At 49.8% G+C, this 23,343-nt stretch carries 13 protein-coding genes; 3 read left to right on the plus strand and 10 right to left on the minus strand.

Features of this window, described 5'->3' with window-relative positions; genetic code table 11:
- Window positions 1–38: 38 nt before the first annotated feature.
- The gene (uvrA, locus tag KJS65_RS18730; RefSeq protein WP_213651406.1) at window positions 39–2,900 is read right to left on the minus strand and encodes an excinuclease ABC subunit UvrA; all 2,862 of its coding nucleotides are present in this window, start codon (window positions 2,898–2,900) and stop codon (window positions 39–41) included.
- 127 nt (window positions 2,901–3,027) lie between these two features.
- On the minus strand, window positions 3,028–5,019 hold the full coding sequence (gene uvrB / locus KJS65_RS18735) for an excinuclease ABC subunit UvrB (protein WP_213651407.1): 1,992 nt from the start codon (window positions 5,017–5,019) through the stop codon (window positions 3,028–3,030).
- Window positions 5,020–5,193: 174 nt separating this feature from the next.
- Between uvrB and KJS65_RS18740 the strand changes: the two genes are divergently transcribed.
- Window positions 5,194–5,988, plus strand: coding sequence for a flagellar motor protein (locus tag KJS65_RS18740; protein WP_213651408.1), 795 nt, complete (start codon window positions 5,194–5,196; stop codon window positions 5,986–5,988).
- On the plus strand, window positions 5,972–6,784 hold the full coding sequence (locus KJS65_RS18745; protein ID WP_213651409.1) for a flagellar motor protein MotB: 813 nt from the start codon (window positions 5,972–5,974) through the stop codon (window positions 6,782–6,784). Before KJS65_RS18740 ends, KJS65_RS18745 begins: the two co-directional genes overlap by 17 nt.
- Before the next feature lie 146 nt (window positions 6,785–6,930).
- Here KJS65_RS18745 and KJS65_RS18750 read toward each other — a convergent pair whose 3' ends face one another.
- The 5 genes from KJS65_RS18750 to ftsE form a co-directional block, all read right to left on the minus strand.
- A complete protein-coding gene (locus tag KJS65_RS18750; protein ID WP_374706204.1) occupies window positions 6,931–8,226 on the minus strand; it encodes a PDZ domain-containing protein in 1,296 nt (431 codons plus the stop codon).
- Window positions 8,227–8,345: 119 nt separating this feature from the next.
- Window positions 8,346–9,764, minus strand: a complete 1,419-nt coding sequence (locus tag KJS65_RS18755) for a S41 family peptidase (RefSeq protein WP_213651867.1) — start codon at window positions 9,762–9,764, stop codon at window positions 8,346–8,348.
- Between the two features lie 133 nt (window positions 9,765–9,897).
- Entirely contained in the window at window positions 9,898–11,178 is a 1,281-nt protein-coding gene (locus tag KJS65_RS18760; RefSeq protein WP_244864641.1) for a murein hydrolase activator EnvC family protein, read from the minus strand.
- A gap of 78 nt (window positions 11,179–11,256) precedes the next feature.
- Window positions 11,257–12,171: a permease-like cell division protein FtsX gene (gene ftsX, locus KJS65_RS18765; protein WP_213651411.1), complete on the minus strand. Its 915-nt coding sequence runs from the start codon at window positions 12,169–12,171 to the stop codon at window positions 11,257–11,259.
- Window positions 12,161–12,847, minus strand: coding sequence for a cell division ATP-binding protein FtsE (gene ftsE / locus KJS65_RS18770; RefSeq protein WP_136607095.1), 687 nt, complete (start codon window positions 12,845–12,847; stop codon window positions 12,161–12,163). The genes ftsX and ftsE overlap by 11 nt, the downstream gene beginning before the upstream one ends.
- Before the next feature lie 210 nt (window positions 12,848–13,057).
- On the opposite strand from ftsE, the gene KJS65_RS18775 reads away from it, so the two are divergent.
- Window positions 13,058–14,494, plus strand: coding sequence for a VanW family protein (locus KJS65_RS18775; protein WP_213651412.1), 1,437 nt, complete (start codon window positions 13,058–13,060; stop codon window positions 14,492–14,494).
- A gap of 123 nt (window positions 14,495–14,617) precedes the next feature.
- Here the strand turns inward: KJS65_RS18775 and KJS65_RS18780 are convergent, their stop codons facing one another.
- From KJS65_RS18780 to KJS65_RS18790, 3 genes are all read right to left on the minus strand, one after another.
- A complete protein-coding gene (locus KJS65_RS18780; RefSeq protein ID WP_213651413.1) occupies window positions 14,618–15,883 on the minus strand; it encodes a methyl-accepting chemotaxis protein in 1,266 nt (421 codons plus the stop codon).
- A gap of 64 nt (window positions 15,884–15,947) precedes the next feature.
- Window positions 15,948–16,292: a hypothetical protein gene (locus tag KJS65_RS18785; RefSeq protein WP_136607098.1), complete on the minus strand. Its 345-nt coding sequence runs from the start codon at window positions 16,290–16,292 to the stop codon at window positions 15,948–15,950.
- Between the two features lie 107 nt (window positions 16,293–16,399).
- Window positions 16,400–23,269: a non-ribosomal peptide synthetase gene (locus KJS65_RS18790; RefSeq protein ID WP_213651414.1), complete on the minus strand. Its 6,870-nt coding sequence runs from the start codon at window positions 23,267–23,269 to the stop codon at window positions 16,400–16,402.
- Window positions 23,270–23,343: the final 74 nt, after the last annotated feature.

Here is a 23,343-nt window from a genome sequence, read left to right on the forward strand (position 1 = left end):
GCCCCTCCATGGAGGGGCTTTATTCAATTCAGCTTCTATCAGCTGCTGACCTGCAGCGCTTCAGTACGGGCTGTATCCCGCTCTAGTACCGGTTTCAGATACTTGCCTGTATATGATTCTTCCACCTTCACGATCTGCTCCGGCGTACCGGTTGCGATGATCGTTCCGCCTCCGCTGCCGCCTTCCGGTCCCAGATCAATCAGGTAGTCGGCTGTCTTGATCACATCCAGATTATGCTCAATAACAAGCACGGATTCTCCTGATTCTACCAAGCGATGCAGTACCGTTAACAGACGGTCGATATCGTCCACATGAAGACCTGTCGTTGGCTCATCGAGAATATACAGCGTTTTACCAGTGCTGCGGCGGTACAGCTCGGAAGCCAGCTTCACACGCTGAGCTTCGCCGCCGGAGAGTGTGGTGGCCGGCTGGCCCATGGTAACGTAGCCCAAGCCTACATCCAGCAATGTTTGCAGCTTGCGGTGTATCTTCGGAATGTTTTTGAAAAATTCCGTCGCATCCTCCACCGTCATCTCCAGCACATCGGAGATATTCATGCCTTTATATTTCACTTCCAGAGTTTCGCGGTTATAGCGCTTGCCCTTGCAAACTTCACAAGGCACATAAACATCCGGCAGGAAGTGCATTTCGATCTTGATGATGCCGTCTCCGCGGCAGGCTTCACATCGTCCGCCCTTGACGTTAAAGCTGAAGCGGCCTTTTTTGTAGCCGCGAATCTTGGCTTCATTCGTTTGTGCGTATATGTCGCGGATATCATCAAACACGCCCGTATAGGTTGCAGGATTGGAACGCGGTGTACGGCCGATTGGAGATTGGTCGATATCGATGACCTTTTCCAGGTTCTCAAGCCCTCTGATCTCCTTATGCGCTCCCGGTCTGACCTTATAGGCCTTATTCAATTCCTTCGCCAGTGTTTTATATAGAATCTCGTTGACCAGCGTGGATTTACCGGAACCCGACACGCCTGTAACAGCCGTAAAGACGCCTACCGGAATTTTCACATTCAGGTTTTTAAGATTGTTTTCCTTCGCACCGCGTATTTCAAGCCAGCGGTCATCCGGCTTTCTGCGCTTGGTGTTAACCGGGATAAACTTACGTCCGCTCAAGTACTGTCCCGTCAGAGAGTTCGGATCCTCCATAATTTGCTTCGGCGTCCCCTGTGCGATTACCCGGCCGCCATGAATCCCTGCTCCCGGTCCAATATCAATGATATAATCAGCTGCCATCATGGTATCCTCGTCATGCTCAACGACTATGAGCGTATTCCCAAGATTACGCATGTGCTCCAGCGTGGAAATCAGCCGGTCATTGTCACGCTGATGCAGGCCGATACTCGGCTCATCCAAAATATACAATACACCCATCAGACTGGAACCGATCTGGGTAGCAAGACGAATCCGCTGGGCTTCTCCGCCGGATAGCGTCCCTGCCGCTCGGCTCAATGTCAGATATTCCAGTCCGACATTAACCAGAAAGCCCAATCTGCTGTTGATTTCCTTCAAAATCAAGTGTGCGATAGCACGTTCCTTCTCGCTGAGCTCGAGTGAATCGAACTTCTTCATGGCGTCCCCAATCGACAAGCTTGTCACATCAGCAATATTGCTGTCGTTCACGGTAACCGCCAGCACTTCTTTCTTCAAACGATGCCCTTTGCATACCTCGCAAGGTTTGGCGCTCATAAAGTTTTCGATAAACTCGCGAATCCCTTCTGAAGCCGTGTCGCGGTATCGACGCTCCAGATTCGGTATGACACCTTCAAATACAACGTATGCCTCTTTCTTCTGGCCAAAATCATTCTCGTAGCGGAAACGCACCTTCTGGTTGCCTGTTCCGTACAGCAGCTTGTCCATATCCTCTTTCTTCAGCTGGCTGACCGGCACATCCTGCGGAATATGGTAATGCTCGCATACAGAGCTCAAGAACTGCGGATAATAGTTGGAAGTACTCCCGGTCCATGCCAAGAAGGCTCCTTCTTCAATGGACTTGTCTGTATCAGGAATGAGCAGATCCGGATCGACGATCATTTTAACGCCAAGTCCGTCACATTCCGGGCAGGCACCAAACGGGCTGTTGAACGAGAACATCCGCGGAGACAGCTCTTCCATGCTGAAACCGCAAATTGGGCAGGCAAAATTCGAGCTGAAGCGCAGCTCCTCCTGGCCCATAATATCCACCAGCAGCTGTCCTCCGGAAAGTTTGAGCGCCGTTTCAATGGAATCGGCCAAGCGCGACTCTACACCTTCCTTAATAACAATCCGGTCTACAACAACTTCGATCGTATGCTTCTTGTTCTTCTCCAGTTCGATCGTTTCAGAAAGATCGCGCAGCTCGCCGTCCACACGCACCCGTACGAAGCCCTGTTTGGCTACATCGGCAAATAATGTTTTATGTTCACCCTTACGTCCCGAAATCAGCGGCGCAAGCAGCTGCAGTCTTGTCTTCTCCGGATAAGACATAATCCGGTCTACCATCTGCTCAACGGTCTGGGAGGTAATCTCAATGCCATGCTCCGGGCAATGGGGATGGCCAATTCGCGCAAACAATAATCTAAGATAATCATAGATCTCCGTGACGGTTCCCACCGTTGAACGCGGGTTACGGCTGGTTGTCTTCTGGTCGATCGAAATCGCCGGAGACAAGCCGTCGATCGAATCGACATCCGGCTTCTCCATCTGTCCCAAGAATTGACGCGCATAAGCGGATAAGGACTCCACATAACGTCGCTGGCCTTCGGCATAGATCGTATCAAAAGCCAATGAAGATTTACCGGATCCACTGAGTCCTGTCAGCACGACAAACTTGTCCCGCGGAATGGTAATATCGATATTTTTCAGATTATGAGCCCTTGCACCTTTAATTACGATGTTTTCACTCGCCACTGCTCGTTCATCTCCTTTTAGTTCATAAAGCCGACATCTCCCGAGCTTTATGGCATGGTTAGTTTATAATATCCACAAAGAGAACGACCTAAAATCCGGGCCGTTCCCTTGTGTATTGTATCTATCTTTATTCCGCCTTCAGCTCGAGCAACGCATCGCGAAGCTCCGCGGCGCGTTCGAACTGCAGGTTCTTCGCTGCATCCTTCATCTCTGCTTCCAGACGCTGAATTACCGATTGACGATCCTTCTTCGACATTTTGCCAGCGGCTCCGGTCAGATAGTCAGCCTTCGATTCTGCAACCTTGGTCGCCTCGATAACATCACGTACCTTTTTACGGATCGTTTGCGGTGTAATGCCATGCTTTTCATTATTCGCGATCTGCAAAGCGCGGCGTCGGGCCGTTTCCTTGATCGCCTTATCCATGGAATCGGTAATCTTGTCTCCGTACATGAGCACATAGCCCTCGGAATTCCGCGCAGCCCGCCCGATCGTCTGGATCAGGGAACGTTCCGAACGAAGGAAGCCTTCCTTATCCGCATCCAGAATGGCAACCAGAGATACCTCCGGCAGATCCAGGCCTTCTCTCAACAGATTAATCCCGATTAGCACGTGGAATACACCCAAACGAAGATCACGCAGAATCGCCATCCGCTCCAGCGTTTTGATATCCGAATGAAGGTACCGGACTTTAATGCCGATCTCCTTCAGATAATCTGTCAAATCCTCTGACATCTTCTTCGTAAGTGTCGTTACCAGCACCCGCTCGTCCCGGTTAATCCGTTCACGGATTTCACCGATCAGGTCATCGATTTGCCCTTCGGTTGGGCGTACCTCGATCACCGGATCAAGGAGTCCTGTCGGACGAATGATCTGCTCAACCATCGTATCGCAATGTTCCATCTCATAGGGACCCGGCGTTGCAGATACATAGATGATCTGATTGACCTTGTCTTCAAACTCTTCAAATTTCAGCGGCCGGTTATCGAGTGCTGATGGCAGACGGAAGCCGTGATCCACCAGCACTGTCTTACGCGCCCGGTCACCATTATACATCGCGCGGATCTGAGGCAGCGTGACGTGGGATTCATCCACCACGATCAGCATGTCGTCAGGGAAATAATCCATCAGCGTATAAGGCGTCGCTCCCGGTTCACGGAATGTGAGCGGACCGGAATAGTTCTCGATCCCGGAGCAAAAACCGACCTCTTTCATCATCTCTATATCATAGCGGGTACGCTGTTCCAGACGCTGGGCCTCCAGCAGTTTCCCTTCTGAGCGCAAATATTCCAGACGCTCTTCCAGTTCTCTCTCGATATTCACCAGTGCAACCCGCATCGTCTCTTCTTTCGTTACGAAGTGAGAAGCCGGGAAGATGGCAATATGATCGCGTTCGCCGACAAGCTCGCCGGTAAGCACATCAATTTCGGTAATCCGCTCGATTTCATCCCCGAAAAGCTCCACGCGAACGGCTTGTTCGCCTTTGGACGCAGGGAATATCTCAATGACATCACCGCGGACGCGGAATGTCCCCCGCACGAAGTTAATGTCATTGCGCTGATACTGAATGTCCACGAGCCGCGACAATATCTGATTCCGCGGCTTCTCCATGCCAACGCGCAGGGACAACAGCAAACTGGAGTACTCTATTGGAGAACCGAGGCCGTAGATGCAGGAAACACTGGCTACGATGATCACATCACGCCGTTCAAACAGCGAGCTGGTCGCGGAGTGGCGCAGCTTATCAATTTCCTCGTTTATGCTTGAATCCTTCTCGATATAAGTATCGGATGAAGGGATATATGCCTCAGGTTGATAATAGTCATAGTAGCTGACAAAATAGTCCACTGAATTGTTCGGGAAAAATTCCTTGAATTCGCTCGCAAGCTGGGCTGCCAGCGTCTTGTTATGGGCAATGACCAGCGTCGGACGGTTTACTTTGGCAATGGTCTGCGCGATCGTAAACGTCTTCCCTGTGCCGGTTGCTCCCAACAAAGTCTGATGACGCTTCCCCTGCTCAAGTCCCTCTACCAGCTCCGTAATCGCTTTGGGCTGGTCGCCTTGAGGCGTATATTCCGATAAAAGTTCGAACGGATCGGTACTGACGACAATATCACTCATTGCCCAACATCACCCTTATCATCTAAAATAGATATTCTAAACTATATGTCGAGATTTCCCGATAATATGAATAGGAAATCCTTGTTGAAATAGGAATATTTGTTCCCGTCTATTATACTCTGATCGTTTGCTCTATGCAAACACAAACTCGTGGATAGGAGTGATATCAACAACATGGAAATAACAACCATCATCGGCATACTGGCCGGCCTAGCTGCGCTGGTAGGAGGCTTTTTATGGGAAGGAGGTCGAATTAACGGACTTATGCAAGGAGCGGCGGCGCTCATCGTATTTGGGGGCACGTTCGCCGCTGTCGTGATCAGCTTTCCGCTGACACGGCTCAAAACAATTCCCAAGGCACTGCGCTTTGCCTTTACCCGGCAGCCGGATAATACCGAGCAGCTGATTGAAGAAATGGTCAACATGGCAACATCGGCTCGCCGCAGCGGGGTATTATCCCTGGAGCGGCTGGTGCAGGATCATCCGAACTCTTTTTTACGCGAAGGCATTCAAATGGTCGTCGACGGAACGGATGATACCCTTCTGAGACAGATCATGGAGCTCGAGATCGACGCCGTGGAACAGAAGCATGAAGGCTATGCGAAAATATTTGAATCTGCCGGCGGTTACGCCCCCACCATGGGCATCATCGGTACTGTCATGGGGCTGATTCATGTCCTTGGCAGCCTGTCCGAGCCAACGGATCTGGGACCTTCCATAGCCGTTGCTTTTACAGCCACGCTATATGGTGTTGCCAGCGCCAATATTATCTTTTTACCCATTGCGTCTAAAATTAAGTCACGCAGCGCCGATGAAATTCAGAATATGGAGCTTCTGCTTGAGGGCATTCTTGCCGTTCAAAACGGCGAGCACCCGAATCTGGTGCGCAAAAAGCTTATATCCTTCACGCCCGTGGAACGCTATCATGTCCCTGCGGTGAAGGAGGGATTCAATGAGACAGCGGACTAACCGCCTTGGGCGACGCAAACGAGGAAAAGGCGGCGACAATGGACAGGACCGGTGGCTGATCACTTATGCAGATCTCATCACCCTGCTTCTTATTTTCTTCGTGATGATGTTTGCCATGAGCCGGCTGGATACTCAAAAGTACAAGGAGATTACCCAGTCTCTCCAGCTTACTTTTAAAAGCGGCGACTCTATTCTCGATCAAGGATCCGGCATTACCGGCACAGCGGATAAGTACAATCACAAAAATCCGGATATTGCCGCGAAACCGCAGCAGCAGCCAAGCAAAGACGTGAATCAGATGACGGATCGGGAGCTTGCCTTCCGCAAGCAGGAGCAGGAGCTTCAGAACCTGATGAAGGTCATCTCGAATTACGTGAAGGACAACAAGCTGGAGGATCAAATCTTCGTCGCCGACCAGCCACAGGGCATCTCAATCACGCTCAGTGACAAATTTTTATTTGACGTCGGCAAAGCAGATCTAAAGACCGGTTCCGTTCCGGTAATGGACAAGCTCGCCAGTCTGTTCAAAGAGCTGCATACCATCATCAGCATTGAAGGGCATACGGACAACCTGCCCATTGTATATGCCTCCAAGTATAAAGACAATTGGGAGCTGTCAGGTGCACGAGCGCTCTCGGTTCTGCGTTATTTCCTGGATCAAAGGCATTTGAATGCTGAGGAATTCCAGTACGCAGGTTATGCTGACACCCGTCCGGCTGCAGATAATGCAACCGAAGCAGGGCGGCAGAAAAACCGGCGCGTAGAAATCATCGTGCTGCGTCAGCTCAAAGAATAGATAGGTTAAGAAGAAGCTGAAATCTTCAAATGATAATCATTCTTGATATGTTAAAAAGGCGGGCACCCCCCAGGGTTTCCGCCTTTTCTTATTCACGAAAAGAAGCTTGGATCCGGTATGGATCCAAGCTTCTTTTGCAATTCAGGCTACATCTCAGCAGCATTGCCATCCTTGGCTTTAGTGAGCTGTGCCTCGTTGGTTTTATTTTTCGACTGTACCTTCATAGCGATCAGTTGAAAGATACTGACCGGCTTCATCACCAGTGCGACTCCGGCATCCGGATCCGGCGCGAGAATCGCCCCGAGCTGATGATGTTCTCCGGCGTAGATCGCACGCTGCAGGAATTTGCTTTCCCCCTGCAGATTGCGGACCTCCAGCTTGCAAAAGGCTGAATTTTTCCGCAAAGCGGCATGCATCTGCTCCTTGCTACGGATGGAAATACCGTTAATCTTCACGATCGACTCCCCCGCAAGGATCCCCAGGCTTTCAGCTGGACTGCCAGGAATGACAGCCAGCACCTTCAGACCCAGCTGCGGGTGAACAAACAGCGCTCCGCTTTGCTGCTCTTCCTGGCGGCTGTACCACAGCAGTCCCTCATGCACCAGGATGCTGACGAGGGCCGCAGCAATGATCAGCGGCTTCCACCAGGCTGCCAGCAGGCTGAGTGCCAGCAGTACGATGCTGTACACGAGGAGCCGCTTGAAGGTTTTGTTAGCCTTAACCTGCGGCAGCATGCTCTGGGTCATTTCACTAAAGCCGATCACAACCGGCAGTGCCGCCATGCTGAAGCCGCTGCTCCAGCCATCTCCACCAAGCAGCGGAGTCCAAGGCAGCAGCGCACCCGTTGTTTGAGCCGGGATCAACAGAAAGAGCGGAATCGGCCAAAAAGCCTGCATTTGATAGCCTCCGACCAGCTTTCCCCGCTTGCTCTCCATAAAGACGGGATTGGCGAATCCGGCGCCCTGCAGCTTCACGAGAAGTGCTTCAGCCAGATGCAAAACGGCTACAAGAGCCAGCAGTGCCGGGATATCCAAACCTCTAATGGTGTCTGCTGCCGTCCCCGCCAATGCTTCCGGCTTCCAGTCTGGAAAGAAGCCCAGAACAAACTGAATGACGCCAAGAATACCTATTGAATATGCAAAACATAAATAACGTACGCGGAAGAGCAGCAGAATGATTGCAACAATCCAAATGCACCACACAGCCTGCTGTGAAAGTGAAATACCAAGAAAAGCAATGACGACGGATACGCTTATCCCCGCAAGCAGGCCTCCGATGAAGGTCCTCAAGGTCTGCAGTACCCAGCTGTGCAGCCGCACATGGAAAAGCCTGCGTTCCAGCAGCACCTGCCTTCGGTACACCAGCATCATAAACAATATGGAGATATAGTAAAACGGCTGCAGCAGGAGCTGTACCAATGCATCCGTCCAATGCCAAAGCATTTCCAAAGCGACTTCCAAGTCATGTCACTCCCCTTCCCTGATGAAACGTTACTTTAGTTATCGATCGAAGCCAAACGATGGATGAAACAAAGAAAAAAAAGAAGGCTCAAGAGCCTTCTTTAATGATTCGACGCAGCAGCTGCGATTTCCTTCTGAACCTCGGCAATCCCTGCCTTCAGCTGGTTATCGGTTTTCGGATCGCGTATATGCTTGATCAGTTCCGTTTCCAGAGCTTCCGCTGTCTTCGCGTCAACACTACCGCTTTCGCTCAGCTTTTGCGCTTTCTGGAATGACTTAACCGATGTCTCCGTCTTCTGGTCAAAGAATCCGTCTTTGCGTCCCGGCTTGAAGCCGAGAGCATCGAGCATAATTTGTGCACTCTTGATATCCGTATTGTTCATGTTGTACTTCAAGGTTTTCTCTTTGTTAATCGGTGCCACCGAGAAGTAATCCGGCTGTGCTACCGCAATATCCGGCTTAATGCCCTTCTTGTGAATCCAGCTGCCGTTAGGTGTCAGCCATTTCGCAATGGTGATCTTCAACAAGCTGCCGTCGCCCAGCTGCTTGCTAAAGCTTGTTTGCACGGTGCCTTTGCCGAAGGAATTTTCACCCATCAGCTTCGCCCCTGCGGACTGCTGAAGTGCCCCTGCCAAAATCTCCGAAGCGCTGGCGCTGCCTTTATTCATCAGCAAGGTTACCGGATAGGACTTACCGCTTCCCTTGGACAAGTTCTGATCACGTTTCTTGTTCTTGTCTTCGACCTGCACGATCAGCTTGCCTTTAGGCACAAACTGTTCTGCAATATCGATAACAACCGACAGAACGCCACCCGGATTATTCCGGACATCGATCACAAGGCCTTGCATGCCTTCGCTTTCCAGCTTGGACAGCTCCTGCTTGAAGCGTTCACCCGTATTCAGGGAAAACTGGGTAATTTCAATGACTCCAATTTTGCCTGGTTCCATATGAGCCTTAACGGTCTCTACATCTACGTCCCCTCTGACAATGGAGTATTCGATCGGAGCAGTCGAACCGCTGCGCTTGATCGTCAGCTTGGCTTCACTGCCTTTGGGACCGCGAATTTTCGATACAGCATCATTCAATTCCAGACCATGGAGCGATTCACCGTTGACGGTAAGGATAACATCCTTCGCACGTATGCCGGCTTTCTCAGCCGGTGAGCCTTTAATCGGAGAAACCACCACAACGTTGCCGTCCTCGGAGGATACCTCAGCGCCAATACCGCTGAAGGAGCCTTCAATGGTTTCCTCGAACTCTTCCGCTGTTTTTTTGCCCATATAGGAGGAATAAGGATCATCAAGGGATTGCATCATCCCGTTAATCGCACCGTCCACCAGTTTGCTGCGGTCCACATCCTGATAATAATTCGACTGGATGAGATCCAGAGCTGTACCGATTTTTTTAGCTTCATCCTGCTTCAGACCGCCGGTTATGCTCGCAAGCACTCCTTGCCCCGTAGCCTGAGTGGCAAAGCTTGAACCTGTCAATGCCAGTGTCAGTACGCTTCCGCCTAGCATGGCCAGAAGGACCAACAATACGACTGTACGTTTTTTCAAGTGTGATCACCGCCTTTTAGTCTCCGTCCAAGCCTTACAGGACCAATTCCAACCATTCTAGTATATGTCCGGCTTGTACGGAATATTTATACGCCTACAAATAAGGCATCGGATTCACAGCGGTACCGTTCTCACGTACTTCGAAATGCAGATGGGGACCTGTAACCTGTCCTGTCGCTCCGGATTCCGCAATCACCTGGCCGCGGCTGACATGATCGCCAACCTTAACCTTGATTCCGCCGGTGCGGATATGGCCATAAAGCGTCCACATACCGCCTCCATGATCGATAATAACACAGTTGCCGTAGCCGCTCCACCATTCAGCCAGGGTCACCGTTCCTTCATCTGCGGCGTGGATTGGTGTTCCTTGCGGAACTGCCAAGTCGACGCCTGTATGCATTTTTCCAACTTCACCCGTAACCGGATGAACTCTTCGTCCGAATCCCGAGGAAATGCGGGCTCCGCTTACCGGCATATACAATGGACCGCCATTTCCACTAAACCCTCCGGAGCTTGCGATCGACGTTTTGCCGCTCTTCTTCGCTGCCGCCGCCTTCTTCGCCGCCGCAGCCTTAGCTGCAGCCGCGCGTTTTGCCGCTGCTTCCGCTTTCAGCTTGTTTTTCTCCTGCTGCAGCGCGGAACGCTTGCTCACCAGTTTCACGAGCATTTCATTCTGCTCTTCGCTGATGTCATCGTTTTCCTCAATCTGCTGATCGTACTTGGCAATCAGGATCTGTTTTTGCTTCTCGTTCTCGTCCAAAATGGATTTTTGGCTCTCCATCTCGGCGTACAGATCCTTTGCCTTGGCATACTGACCCTCAAGTTCTTTCTTCTGTTCCAGCACCAGCGCCTTGTCCTTCTTATGTTGCTCAAGCAGATCCTTGTCCTGATCCACAAAATTCTTGAGCGAATCCGCCCGTTCCAGGAAATCCGAGAAGCTTGTGGAAGACATCAGCACTTCCAGGTAAGAAACGCTGCCATCGGTATACATCAGTCGAACACGTGACTCCAGCATTTTTTCCCGGGACTGAATCCGGTCCTCCGTTGCATCCAGCTCGGTCGCTGTCGTATGGAGCTTATCCTGTGTATCGTCGATCTGAACCGAAATACTTGTCATCTTATTGCTGACCTGGTTGATCTGATCGAGCACATATTGTAAATTTTGCGTTGTTTTATTTTTATAATGCTGCGCTTCCTGCTTTTGTGAATCCGCCTTTTCTTTCTGCACTTTGGCAGACTTCGCTTGCTGCTGCAGGAGATTCAGCTCATGTTCGATCTGGTCAACGGTTCTCTTTTTGGCATACCCTTCAGTGGGCTGAAAAACAGCGGCCGCCAATAAGATAACGGCAAGTACAGAAGCTATCTTTTTTTTCAACTTGCGCTCCCCATCCTTTTCAAATAATTTTCCGTATGGAGTCATCCCGACATGGTTACAACTTGCTCCGTGATTGATCTATACCTTCAAAAATTTGCGAATAGATAGGGTCGTTCCCCACATACCGATGAGTATACCGAGAATCATTAGAAGTCCGCCCCACTGCCACATCTCGTTGATAGGCAGCAGTGACATTTGCAGTGAAATATCCGAGCCGACAGATGCGGCCAGACGGTCGTAACCAAAGAACAGAATCAATACTGTAATTACTGAGCCGATCAATCCGATCAGCGTTCCTTCAACAAAGAACGGCCAGCGGATAAAGGCGTTCGTCGCACCCACCAGCTTCATAATGCCGATCTCCCTGCGCCGCGCCAGGATGGTTACCCGGATCGTATTGGAAATAAGGAACATTGACATCAATGCCATTCCGGCCACGAAAATAAAGCCGATGTTGCGCACCGCACGCGTCACCTTGAAGAGCGTCTCAATCGTTCCTTTGCCGTACTTCACCTTCATAATCGGCTGCTGCTCGGCATGGCTGGTGTTGAGCGCTTCGATTTTCTTGGCTACGAAAGGAACGGTCGTTGGTTCGTATACTTCGATCTTGAACGCATCCGGCAGCGGATTGTTGTCCTTGTCAAAGCCTTCGAGAAGATCCTTGCCTTCTTCACCCATGCTCTTACGGAAATCATCCAATCCTTGTTCCTTGGAAATAAAATCGATCTTGCTGACCTCAGGCATTGCGGCGATTTCCTTCTGTACCGCCTCGCGCAGCTTCTGATCCACGTTCAAATTCAGGTAAGCCCGGATCTGTACCTGCTTGTCCGCCTTGTCGGCGACAGCATTCACATTCAGTACAAGCAGAATAAATACGCCCAAAATGAATAGAGATACGATAATGGATACTACGGACGCGACAGACATCCAACCATTGCGGAATACGTTCTTCGCTCCTTCCCGCAGATGTCGCAAGAAGGTGTTAAAAGTCATAACCGTATTCTCCTCTCAGCTGGTCGCGCACAATGTTGCCTTGTTCAATCGCGATGACGCGTTTGCGCATCGTGTTCACGATATCTTTGTTGTGGGTGGCCATAACAATGGTTGTTCCGCGGAAATTGATTTCATCCAGCAGCTGCATGATGCCCCATGAGGTTTCAGGGTCAAGGTTGCCGGTAGGCTCGTCCGCAATAATAACGGAGGGGTTGTTCACGATGGCACGGGCAATGGCGATACGCTGCTGCTCCCCGCCTGAGAGCTGGGCAGGCTGACGATTTGCTTTGGACTTGAGTCCCACCAGGTCCAGCACTTCCATCACACGTTTTTTCATCTGCCGTTTCGGGGCTTCAATAACTTCCATGGCAAAAGCTACATTTTCGAAAGCCGTAAGCCTGGGCAAAAGACGAAAATCCTGAAATATAACGCCGATATTGCGTCTGACGTAAGGAATCTTACGCTGCTTCAGCTTGCCTATATTAAACCCGTTTACGGAGATTTGCCCTTTCGTTGGTACTTCTTCTCTATAAATGAGCTTCATAAAAGTCGATTTACCTGCGCCGGACGGGCCGACGACATATACAAATTCATTACGGTCAATCTTGACGGACACCCCTTGAAGCGCATGGGTTCCATTTGGGTATGTCTTCCACACATCCTGCATTTCAATCACTTCATTATCACTTCCTAATTACATAATTAGCCATTATAATTTCGACACGTTCCAGCTAATTCCTTTAAAAAACTTTAGAAATCATCACGATGTTTTTTATTGTAACAAATTTGTTACCTTTTGAGTACCCGAAATTTTTCCAAATGTTTTACATATATATGAAAAATAGACTCAACCGTGTTTAATAAGAAGCCAAAAAAGGTGGGAGCCATGAAAAAATTTCATTTTATTCTGATCATCACCGCCAGTATCATGCTGATCGGTTCCGTCACCGCCGGATGGATCCATCTTTATATCAGCCAGAATACCATCCCCGATCATGTACAGGTGGGTGGCTGGGATGTGGGCGGTAAGAAGAAAGATGATGCCTTGAAGGAACTTGACGCTAAGCTGAATGGTCTACAGCAGCAGCCTCTTACACTGTCCGTGGAAGCTAAGGATGTGCCTGACGTTACGATCACGTTGAAAAATGCCGGAATCATGTTTGAAGCTGATGCCTTCCGCAGCGCGGTTGCACGTTTGTATGATGGAAGCTGGTCTGAGCGGATGAACGCACGGAGACATTTTCAGCAGGAATGGAGCATAACCCCGCACTGGAATACAGCCTTGATCAAGCAAAGATTTGGTCCTGCTTGGGAAGAAAAGAATTTCGGCAAGCCTGTGGATGCCACACGCCGGATCACCAAAGCAGATGAAGTTGTATATACGCCGGAACTATCCGTTCTCCGTATCGATTGGGAAACTTTTATCCAAACCATGACCAACCTCATTCCCAAGAGTTTCCTCAATCCGGATGAGTCCGCATCGCCCCTGAAAATAAAGCTTCCTTTATATACATTGAAACCAGAGGTTACGATAAGCAGCCTGAAGGAAGAGGGCATCGACCGTAAAATTATAGAATTCAACACCGGCCTCGGCTCAAGCGCAGCGGGTCGCATATATAATGTAAGTTCTGCCGCCATGGCCATAGATGGGATGATATTGAAGCCGGACGATATTTTCGATTACAGCAAGGTAATTGCCAAAGCCGAAGAGAAATACGGTTTCCGCGAAGCCCCCGTTATTCTGAACGGGAAGCTGGTTCCCGGCATCGGTGGAGGGATCTGTCAGGTATCGAGCACCGTATATAACGCGGCACTGCGAACCGGGCTTCAAATTGTGGAACGGCGCAATCATTCACTCCCGGTCAGCTATCTGCCAAAAGGCCAGGATGCTACCTTTGCCGAAGGCTCCATCAATTTCCGCTTTAAAAATACAACCGGCAAATCGCTCATCATCCGTGCCTTTGTAGAAGGTAACACATTGACCGTAAAATTTTTCGGCACCTTCCCTAAAAATACGGAGTACTCGCTGGAATCACGCACCGTCCAGACTCTTCCCGTAACGGAGAAGCTCGTCGAGAACAAGGATATTCGGGTTGGGGCACAGGAAGTGCTGCAGGAAGGCAAACCAGGATATATTGTGGAAACCTATCAGATTAAAAAGGTTAACGGTAAAATTGTCGAACGCAAACGGATTTCCAGCGACACTTACCGTGCTCAGAGTCGGTTGATCGCCGTTCATTCTGTAGATCCTGGCAGCGGCAATGATTCCTCCGGCAGCAAAGACCAAATCGTCGAGGACGGTGTGAGCGGACCTAATTTCTGAGTCGGAATACCGGTTTATCCCACGTACAGCAGCCTAACGTTTAACAACAAGCCAGGCGACCTGTCTTTCGCTTCTCAGCGGAAAGGAGGTCGCCTGGCTTGTTTCGTTCCATCGGGTAGTTTTCTAGTGAGTTTGTTCTTGGGTCTCGTTCTCTTGAGAATCATGCAGCAATTCGCGATACTGGTTAATGGCAAGCCCAAGTTCATCTGAAAAATCATTCAGAGATTCGGTAGCACTTGAAATCTGCTGCATAATGGCATGATGCTCTTCTACCGCTTGCGTTACGTTGTTCATTTCTGTTGTTGTTTTAACGGCAATCTGCTCCGTTTTTTGCATAGCAACGACCAATTGCTCGGCACCTGCGGCGATCTCCTCAACGGACGAGGACACCTCCTGCATTTGACCTGCCACCTCGCCGATGGAAAGCTTAATGAATTCGAACGATTCTCCGGCTTCATTAACGACTCTAAGACCATCGTCCACTTGCCCTGCCACTACTTTCGTGGAGTTAACCGCTTGTGCGGTTTCTTTTAATATCACGGAAACGACCTGCGTAACTTGCTTGGCCGATTGCGATGATTGTTCAGCCAGGTTGCGTACTTCGCTGGCAATAACCGAGAATCCCCGACCCTCATCCCCAAAACGCGCCGCTTCAATAGCTGCATTCAGTGCCAGCAAATGTGTCTGTTCGGCAATTTCTCTAATCATGGAGACGAACGAGACAACTTCCCGGGAACTTTTATCCAGCCGGCTCATGGTGTCGACCAAGGAATGGACCGTTGTATTCGCCTCATCCATTCGTTCAATGGCAGTCAAGATCGAATCCTGACCTTTGGTCGCTTTTACCGAAGATTCATTCGCTGCTTCAGCAGCTTCATCGGCACTTCCTGAGATATGACGGATTGCACCGACGACATCGCTTACGGTATTCGAGCTGGTACGAATCATATCGGTCTGCTCATTGGAATCTGCAGATACGCCCAGTGTCGCTTCCTTAATCATATCGGAGACGTAGAAGCCCATTTCTGCGTTTGACTTGACCTGCTCAATGGTGTCTGCGATTTTCGAAATGTGGGCACTTACCTGATCCGAAAGATCCTTATTCTGAATGCTTTCTATATTGCTGCCACTATTATAAATATGCAAATCTTCCACATCTGCTGTCTGATCCGGCTTCGATTGATTCCCGGCCGACCGCAGCAGCCACATAGCGACCCCATAGCTGATCGGCACAGTCAGCACCAGACTAATGATCAATCCGACTAACGCAGGAACCCCTAGTAAAAAGCAAACTAGATTGATAATGACTACAGCTCCTGAGAACAACCCTGCGCCTTGCAGGCCCATCTTTCTATACTGCATATGTATGTTGGGATGGTTGTCTTTCATGGTGTATCTCTCCACCTATCTGGTTGCACCCGATGTCTTGGGACACCGGGTGCATAATAAATTATTAGTTTTGTAGAAATGCTTCTGCTTCGTCCAATTTTTCAAAGGAATCAACTACGTCGCCAAACATCCGCTTCATTTGCAGCTTGGATACGGCTGAACCCGTATAATAGGCCCATTTCGTAAGCCCCTTATCAACGGAAAGCTGTCCAAGATGACTCAATTTCTCAGCCACATCCATCGTGAACAATTTTCCTTCGCTCAAATCTGTCATTCCGGTAAAACCAGGTTTTACACTCTCAAGCGACTTCGTGAAGTCAGTGATGTAATCATTCACATTGTCCTTGTTAATTTCCTGTACTTTAACAGTAAGTCGGTTAAGTGCAGCATCATAAGTAATTGTGTACATGTTATTTCCCCTATCTGTAATTAGAATATATTGGTTTAGCAAAAGGATAAGCAAAAAAGAAAGATTTGTAAAGAATTATTTACCGAATTATGTAGAAATATGTCGAATTACATAAATCCTTCTTCTTTACAATGTTCAAACATTTGATGGATCATCTCTTGATTTAGCGGAGACCAGTCGAAACCAAGCCGTGACAATAGAAGTGTCGTTTTGGAAGAAAGAACCTTGAAATACGTAGTGAAAATGGTTTCTTCCATCCATCCGTAATGCAGCATAATCTGTTCGATGACATGCTTGAAATTCTCGTCGTCGTAGTGATCATGAAGATAATCGACAAATTTGTCGAATGATAGCAATTCAACGGATATATCCAATGGGTTGTCCTGCAGCACAGCACCGACATTGGCTTCATGCGGATTGGTAATATGGAACACTTCATTATTGCAGGCCTCGCAATCGGCAAGCAGCAGAATCGCTTTACTCGTTTGGTCGACATAAGTAAAATCAATGTCGTTGTCCTCGCCCGGCACAGTCCCGAGCTCAAGGAATGACTTCAACGTAGTATAGAACGCATTATCCGCAATATTTTCCTGGAACCGGCCCGTTCGGGAGTGGAAAACGATATTGCCAAGGCGGTATATGCTGGTGACGACTCCCTTATCCCGCGCAGCCAATACGAGACGCTCCGCTTCGAACTTGGTCTTGGCATAATAATTCTCAAACTGCTGTCCCAGATCGAGATCATATTCCGTAAAGCAGACATGCCGCTCCCCTTCCACGACTCCTGTCGCCACACCTAGCGTGGACATATGATGCATATGCTTTGGCTTGCCTTCCGCAGCAAAATCAAGCAGGTTCGCTGTCGCCTTCACGTTCTGCAGCTCGAAATCAGCATAGCTTCCGTAGTGCTTCACATTCGCTGCCGCATGAAATACAGCATCTATGCGCTGCAGCAATTCCTGATACCGGTGATCCGGGAGACCCAGGTGATCCTTGGTAATGTCGCCTGCATACACGTGGATACGGTCCTCATATCTCTCAAACCAGTCCGGACCAAAGTAATATGCGTATTTTTGTCTCAAACGCGCTTCCGCTTCATGATCCGATCCGGCGCGGACGATCACATGTACGCTCCAATCCTTGCTGCCTATCGCTTCGTAGAGCAAATGAGCACCCAGATAGCCCGTAGCCCCCGTGAGCAGCACATTCTGGTAGCCGTTCATAGCCGTGACATCCAAGGAGTCATAGGACTGGTTCCGGTTTGCATAGCTTGCTTCTTCCTTAGAAAAGTCAATGTTTTTCAAACCGGCATACAGCTGCTTGACCTGTTCCAGCCTGGTGTGCAGATGATTGGTTTTCGGTTTGATTTTGTTCGCCAGCGCCGCAACGGTCTGGTATTCGAAAATATCGTTCATACCGATTTCGAATTGCTTCTGCAGCCTTGCCACGACGATAGTCGCCTTCAACGAGTGTCCGCCAAGTTCAAAGAAATTGTCCTGAACGCCGATTTTGTCCACCTGCAGTACAGCCTGCCAAACGTCAGCAACTGCTTGTTCTATATCGGTTCGCGGAGCCACATAATCTTTGCTCCGCGCTTGTGATGCATCCGGCTCCGGGAGAGCTTTGCGGTCTATTTTTCCGTTTGGCGTCAGCGGCATCTCCGGAAGCTGCATGAAATAAGAGGGAATCATATAATCCGGCAATTGCTTGCCTATATGCTCTCTCAGCTCCCCAATTCCCAGCTCGGCCCCTGCTGTGAAATAAGCGCATAGGTAGTGCCCGCCTTTGCCATCCTCTTTGGCAACGACGATGGCTTCCGACACGGCCGGCTGATTCAGCAGGCAATTCTCAACCTCACCCAGCTCGATACGGAAGCCGCGAATCTTGACCTGATGATCCAGTCGTCCCAAGAACTCGATCGTTCCTTCCTTCGTCCATCTTGCCAAATCGCCCGTTTTGTACATACGGTCGCCTTGGATGAACGGGCTTCGCACGTAACGCTCCTGCGTCATCTCTTCGTTGTTGTAATATCCCCGGCCAACGTTATGCCCGGCAATATACAGTTCTCCGGCTACACCAACCGGCTGAGGCTGCAGATTATCGTTCACGATATAAATCCGGGTGTTGGCGATTGGCTTCCCGATTGGCGGCAGCTCCGGAATAACGCCGGATGGATCAATTGTATGCGTCGTTACGACATGCGTTTCCGACGGCCCGTAATGGTTATGCAAATACACACCGTACCGCGTAAGATGCGCGCGGAATTTTTCAGGAACGATCAGCTGTTCCCCGGCCGTAATCACATGCTTCACGGATGACGGAAAACGGTCAGCATACTCTTTTTCATTCAAAATGAATTTCAGGAACGAGACCGGCATGAACAAAATTTGAATGTCCATACGTTCGATATGGGCCAACAGATCTCCAACGTTCATCCGCAAGTCACTTGGAATCATATGCAATGTGCCGCCGGCAGCGAGTGTCGACCATATTTCCTGTGAGCAGACATCGAAGCTGATTGTGGTGAATTGAAGCACATTGCCGCTATAATCAACGTTCGTGGCACGGTATTCATAATGGAGCAGATTCACGATATTCCGGTGCTCGATCATGACTCCCTTCGGTTTGCCCGTTGTACCCGATGTATAAATAACATACAGCAGATCAGCAGGTCTGTTCACATGCGGCAGGTTATCCGAGAAGCTGCTGTATGCCTCTTCCTTATCGATAAGCAGCGTTTCACCTGCAAATACAACGTTGCTCGCAAGATGGGCCTGCGTCAGCAGCAGCGTGGTATGGCTGTTCTCCAGCATGTAGACAATGCGGTCCTGCGGATACTCAGGGTCGATTGGCATATAAGCTCCACCTGCCTTCAGAATGGCCAACAGCCCGATGATCATCTCAAACGAGCGGTCAACCATCAGTCCGACAACCTGATCCGGCTTTACACCTTTTGACCGGAGCGTGTAAGCAAGCTGGTTCGCCCGTTCATTTAATTCGCGGTAGTCCATTGTCTGATCGCCAAAGACGAGCGCAGCCTTGTCAGGCGTAAGTCGAACCTGCTCCTCGAACAGACCGTGAATCGTCATCTGGTCCGCGTAAGCCGAGGCGGTAGCATTCAGTGTATTGACGACGAAGTCATCTTCTTCGGCACTCAGCATTTCAAGTTCACACAGCATCTTGCCGGGATGAATCATCGCGTCAGAAAGCATGCGTAAAAACCGGCTGCCAAACGCTTCAATCGTCTGCCGCTCGAACAGATCCGTACAATATTGCAAATCAATACGGATTCCGTTTTCTTCCTCCGTTACGTCTACCATCAGGTCGTACTTGGAGATCGGATGAATGTATGGATAATACGAAGCGGCTGTACCTTCAAGCTGAAGCTCAAGCTTGCCTGTATTTTGCATGACGAACAAGGTATCGAACAGCAGGTTACGGCTTGGATCACGCGGGATATTCAGGGAACGGACAAGCTCCTCCAATTCGTAATTCTGATGCTCAAAAGTATCCAGCAATGCAGCTTTCACTTCCTGCAGCAGTTGAGCAAACGGTTTGCGTTTCTCCGGATAGCAGCGTACTGGCATGGTATTGACGAACATACCGATAATGGACTGTACTTCTTCGTGCATCCTACCCGCAAGCGGAACGCCCGTAATGACATCCTCTTGATTCGTGTAACGGGATAGCAGCGCGTGGTAACCGGCGAATAGCACCATAAACGGCGTTGTCGCCGTAGTAACGGCAAATTTTTTCAGCTGCTCGGCAGCGCCTGCGTCAAGCCGCAAGGTCACCGTCTCGCCTTGAAAGCTTTGCTTGGCAGGACGTTCCAGATCCGCCGGAAGCTGCAGTATCGGCAGTTCTCCCGATAATGTTTTCTCCCAGTAGGCCCTTTGCTCTTCGCCGCTGCTTCCCGCAGTTTCCGACTGCCAAACGGCAAAATCAGCAAACCCGATCGGCAGATCCTCCAATGTATCCCCGCGATACAGCCTCGACAGCTCATTGAAAAAGACATTAGCCGATACCCCGTCTACAGCTATATGATGGAAATCGACCAGCAGTACAGAGCTATTCTCAGATCCACACCGAATGAGCCACGCTCTGAGCAGCGGTGCTTTCGTGAGATCGAAAGGCAGGATAAGCGAGTGGAGCAGATCATGTAATCCTTCCTCCGGTGCCGCCATCACGTTCAGCTCAAACGGAACCTGCTTGTGGATCCGCTGTATGATCTCGTCGTTCTCCCAGTGGAATGACGTGCGGAACGCATCATGTCTTACGATCATTGAACGAAACGCCTGTTCAAGACGCTGCGGATCCGCTGAGCCTTCAATACGGAAGGCAAACGGTGCATTGTAAGCCGTACCGATCTGATCCATTTGTTCGATAAAATATAGTCTCCGCTGGGCTGAAGCAACCGGATAATGATCCTGGACAGGCCTTCTCACCATTTTGTCGGCATCTGCCGCTTGAAGCTCGGCTGTTACAGCCAGTTCACCTTCGGACTGCCGATTCTGTGCGGCTTGTTCAATCCACTCGGCTTGCTCGCGAACGGTTGAGCGCCCGAACAAAATGTTAACCGGAACGGAAACGCCAAAACGCCGCTGCAACTTGGTTTGCAAAATGACAATCTTCAGTGAGTCTCCGCCTGCCATAAAAAACGATTCACAAGCATCGATACGATTTAATCCAAGTACTTCTTCCCACAGTGAAGCGACTCCCTCTTCCCAAACGCCTGCCGGAGCCTCGTAATTCTGCTCATCATACGAAGCCGCCGCAGGAGCAGGCAACGCCCGCCGATCCACTTTGCCGTTGGCAGTCAGCGGAAGCTCCATCAGCTGTACCAGCTTAGCCGGCACCATGTAATCCGGTAAGTTCTCCGACAAAAACGCACTCATTTCATCATAGGAAAATGGTTCGTCTGCAACCACGTAGGCACATAAGTATTTCGCACCTGAGGCGTCGTCAAGATCAACGACAATGACTTCAGAGACATGGGGATGCTGCAGCAGCCGGTGTTCAATCTCACCGATTTCGATCCGGAACCCGCGGATTTTCACCTGATGATCGATCCGTCCGAGGAACTCGATGACACCATCCTCTGTCCATCTCGCCAAGTCGCCCGTCCGGTACATCCGTCCACCACCAGCTAACGCAGTGACAATAAACTTCTCATTCGTCAGCTCCGGTTGATTCAAGTAACCGCGTGCGAGCCCCTGACCGGCAATACATAATTCTCCGGCGATGCCGATAGGCTGCGGATGGCCGTAAGCATCTACAATGTGTACCTGGGAGTTATCAATCGGATAACCGATCGGGATGTTCTCCTCCAGCTTCGTAACTCTGTAGGCGGTCGTGACAACAGTGTTCTCCGTGGGACCGTAGCAATTATACAGCTCGTAGTTTTGCTTTCTGAACGTCTTCAGCTTGTCCCCGCCTGTAAGCAGGATTCGCAGTGACGGATTATCCAACGTCATGAAGTGCTCGCAAAATTGCGTTGGCAAAAAGCTTATTGTAATGTCGTTCTGAATGAAATACGCATGTAATTGCCCGGAATCAAGCCGGATCTCTTCTGGAATTACATATATGGATGCGCCCGAAACAAGGTACGGGAACATTTCCCACACCGATGCGTCAAAACCGAAGCCCGCGTATTTCGTGGACCGGTCTTGGTCAGTCACTTTGAATTCTTTGATGTGCCAGGCACATAGATTGACGAGCGTACGATGCTCGACCATCACGCCTTTCGGCCGTCCGGTCGATCCTGAAGTATATATAATATAGGCCAGATCCTTCGATTTTGGAGCTTCAAGAGCATACGGATTGCCGAATTGCTCTCCTTCATCTTGTGCTTCGTTATGATTCCCGGAGGCCAAAGCCCGGGCTGCGCAAATGGTTTCTCCTTTAAAACGGATCTGCCCATCAAGTTTTACGTTAGGCTCCGTTACAAGCAGCTTCGTGCCGCTATCCTCGAGCATGTAAAGAATACGATCCGCCGGATAAGCCGGATCGATCGGTAAATAAGCAGCACCCGTCTTCAATATCGCTAAAGTACCCACGATCATCTCAATCGAAGGGGTTGCGATGATGCCGATGATACGTTCCGGGCCGGCACCTTTACGAGCCAATACACGGGCGAGCCTATCTGCCTTGTCATTCAGTTCGCGAAAAGTCAAAGATTCCTCTTTATATACAACCGCAGTATGATTTGGCGTCTTTTCCGCCTGTTCCTCAAACATCCCGTGAATCGTGCGGTCCAGATCAAAAGGTTCTTCCGTAAGGTTCCAAGCCGACAGCAAATCCTCCTCTTCCCGAGAGAGCAGGCTGATCTCACTGATCATGGCCCCCGGAACGGTCAGGCATTCCGTCATGATTTTTTGCAAATGCATACACATGCGGCGGATAAAATCGCTCGAAAAGATATCATTCGCATACAAAACTTCAAGCCCGCTTCCGTCTTTCCCGTGATACGAAACGGATACATCGAACTTGCCCTGCAGTTCTTCACGCGCAAATTCATTGCCTGTCCAGATTGCCGTATTGCATACAGGTAATGACCCTTCAAGTCCGCATATATCAGAAATCTCTTGCAAATTCACAGATTTGAGCTTGTGTCCATCTACGGCGGAGGCTGTTTGCTGCAGCAGCAGCTTGAGTGTTGTCTCCCCCTTCGCCGTCATGATCAACGGATACGCCTCTTCAGGGGAACCGGTCATAACAAAGGCAATTTCTTCTCTTCTTAAATATTTAATGAGCAGCATGCTCCAGGCAGCACTGAGCAGCGTGTCCGGAGCTATCCGCGCGGATTCGCAACCCTTTTGAAGCATCCGCTGAAATTCCTTCGACCATGTATAAACAAATTTTTGCAGCGGGAAGGGCGCCTTACCGGAATGACTGCGCAGTATCGTGCGTTCTTCCAGTTGTTCGATATACGATTTCCATTCCCCTAAATTAGATTTTTCCGTTGTTAACACCGACATCTTCATCTTTCCTTTGCATGTTCATAGTTGCTAAAAAAGGCTGAAAAAACAAAAAAACCCTACTTGCCGAGAGT

Origin of the sequence: Paenibacillus sp. J23TS9, from assembly GCF_018403225.1 — a bacterium.
GTDB lineage: Bacteria > Bacillota > Bacilli > Paenibacillales > Paenibacillaceae > Paenibacillus_AQ.

What these genes read in the sequence shown, in the direction of transcription:
- uvrB (WP_213651407.1), bottom strand. Translation starts at nt 5,019, where the DNA reads ATGAGTGATATTGTCGTCAGTACCGATCCGTTCGAACTTTTATCGGAA.
- KJS65_RS18740 (WP_213651408.1), top strand. Translation starts at nt 5,194, where the DNA reads ATGGAAATAACAACCATCATCGGCATACTGGCCGGCCTAGCTGCGCTG.
- KJS65_RS18745 (WP_213651409.1), top strand. Translation starts at nt 5,972, where the DNA reads ATGAGACAGCGGACTAACCGCCTTGGGCGACGCAAACGAGGAAAAGGC.
- KJS65_RS18750 (WP_374706204.1), bottom strand. Translation starts at nt 8,226, where the DNA reads ATGCTTTGGCATTGGACGGATGCATTGGTACAGCTCCTGCTGCAGCCG.
- KJS65_RS18755 (WP_213651867.1), bottom strand. Translation starts at nt 9,764, where the DNA reads ATGCTAGGCGGAAGCGTACTGACACTGGCATTGACAGGTTCAAGCTTT.
- ftsX (WP_213651411.1), bottom strand. Translation starts at nt 12,171, where the DNA reads ATGACTTTTAACACCTTCTTGCGACATCTGCGGGAAGGAGCGAAGAAC.
- KJS65_RS18775 (WP_213651412.1), top strand. Translation starts at nt 13,058, where the DNA reads ATGAAAAAATTTCATTTTATTCTGATCATCACCGCCAGTATCATGCTG.
- KJS65_RS18780 (WP_213651413.1), bottom strand. Translation starts at nt 15,883, where the DNA reads ATGAAAGACAACCATCCCAACATACATATGCAGTATAGAAAGATGGGC.
- KJS65_RS18785 (WP_136607098.1), bottom strand. Translation starts at nt 16,292, where the DNA reads ATGTACACAATTACTTATGATGCTGCACTTAACCGACTTACTGTTAAA.
- KJS65_RS18790 (WP_213651414.1), bottom strand. Translation starts at nt 23,269, where the DNA reads ATGTCGGTGTTAACAACGGAAAAATCTAATTTAGGGGAATGGAAATCG.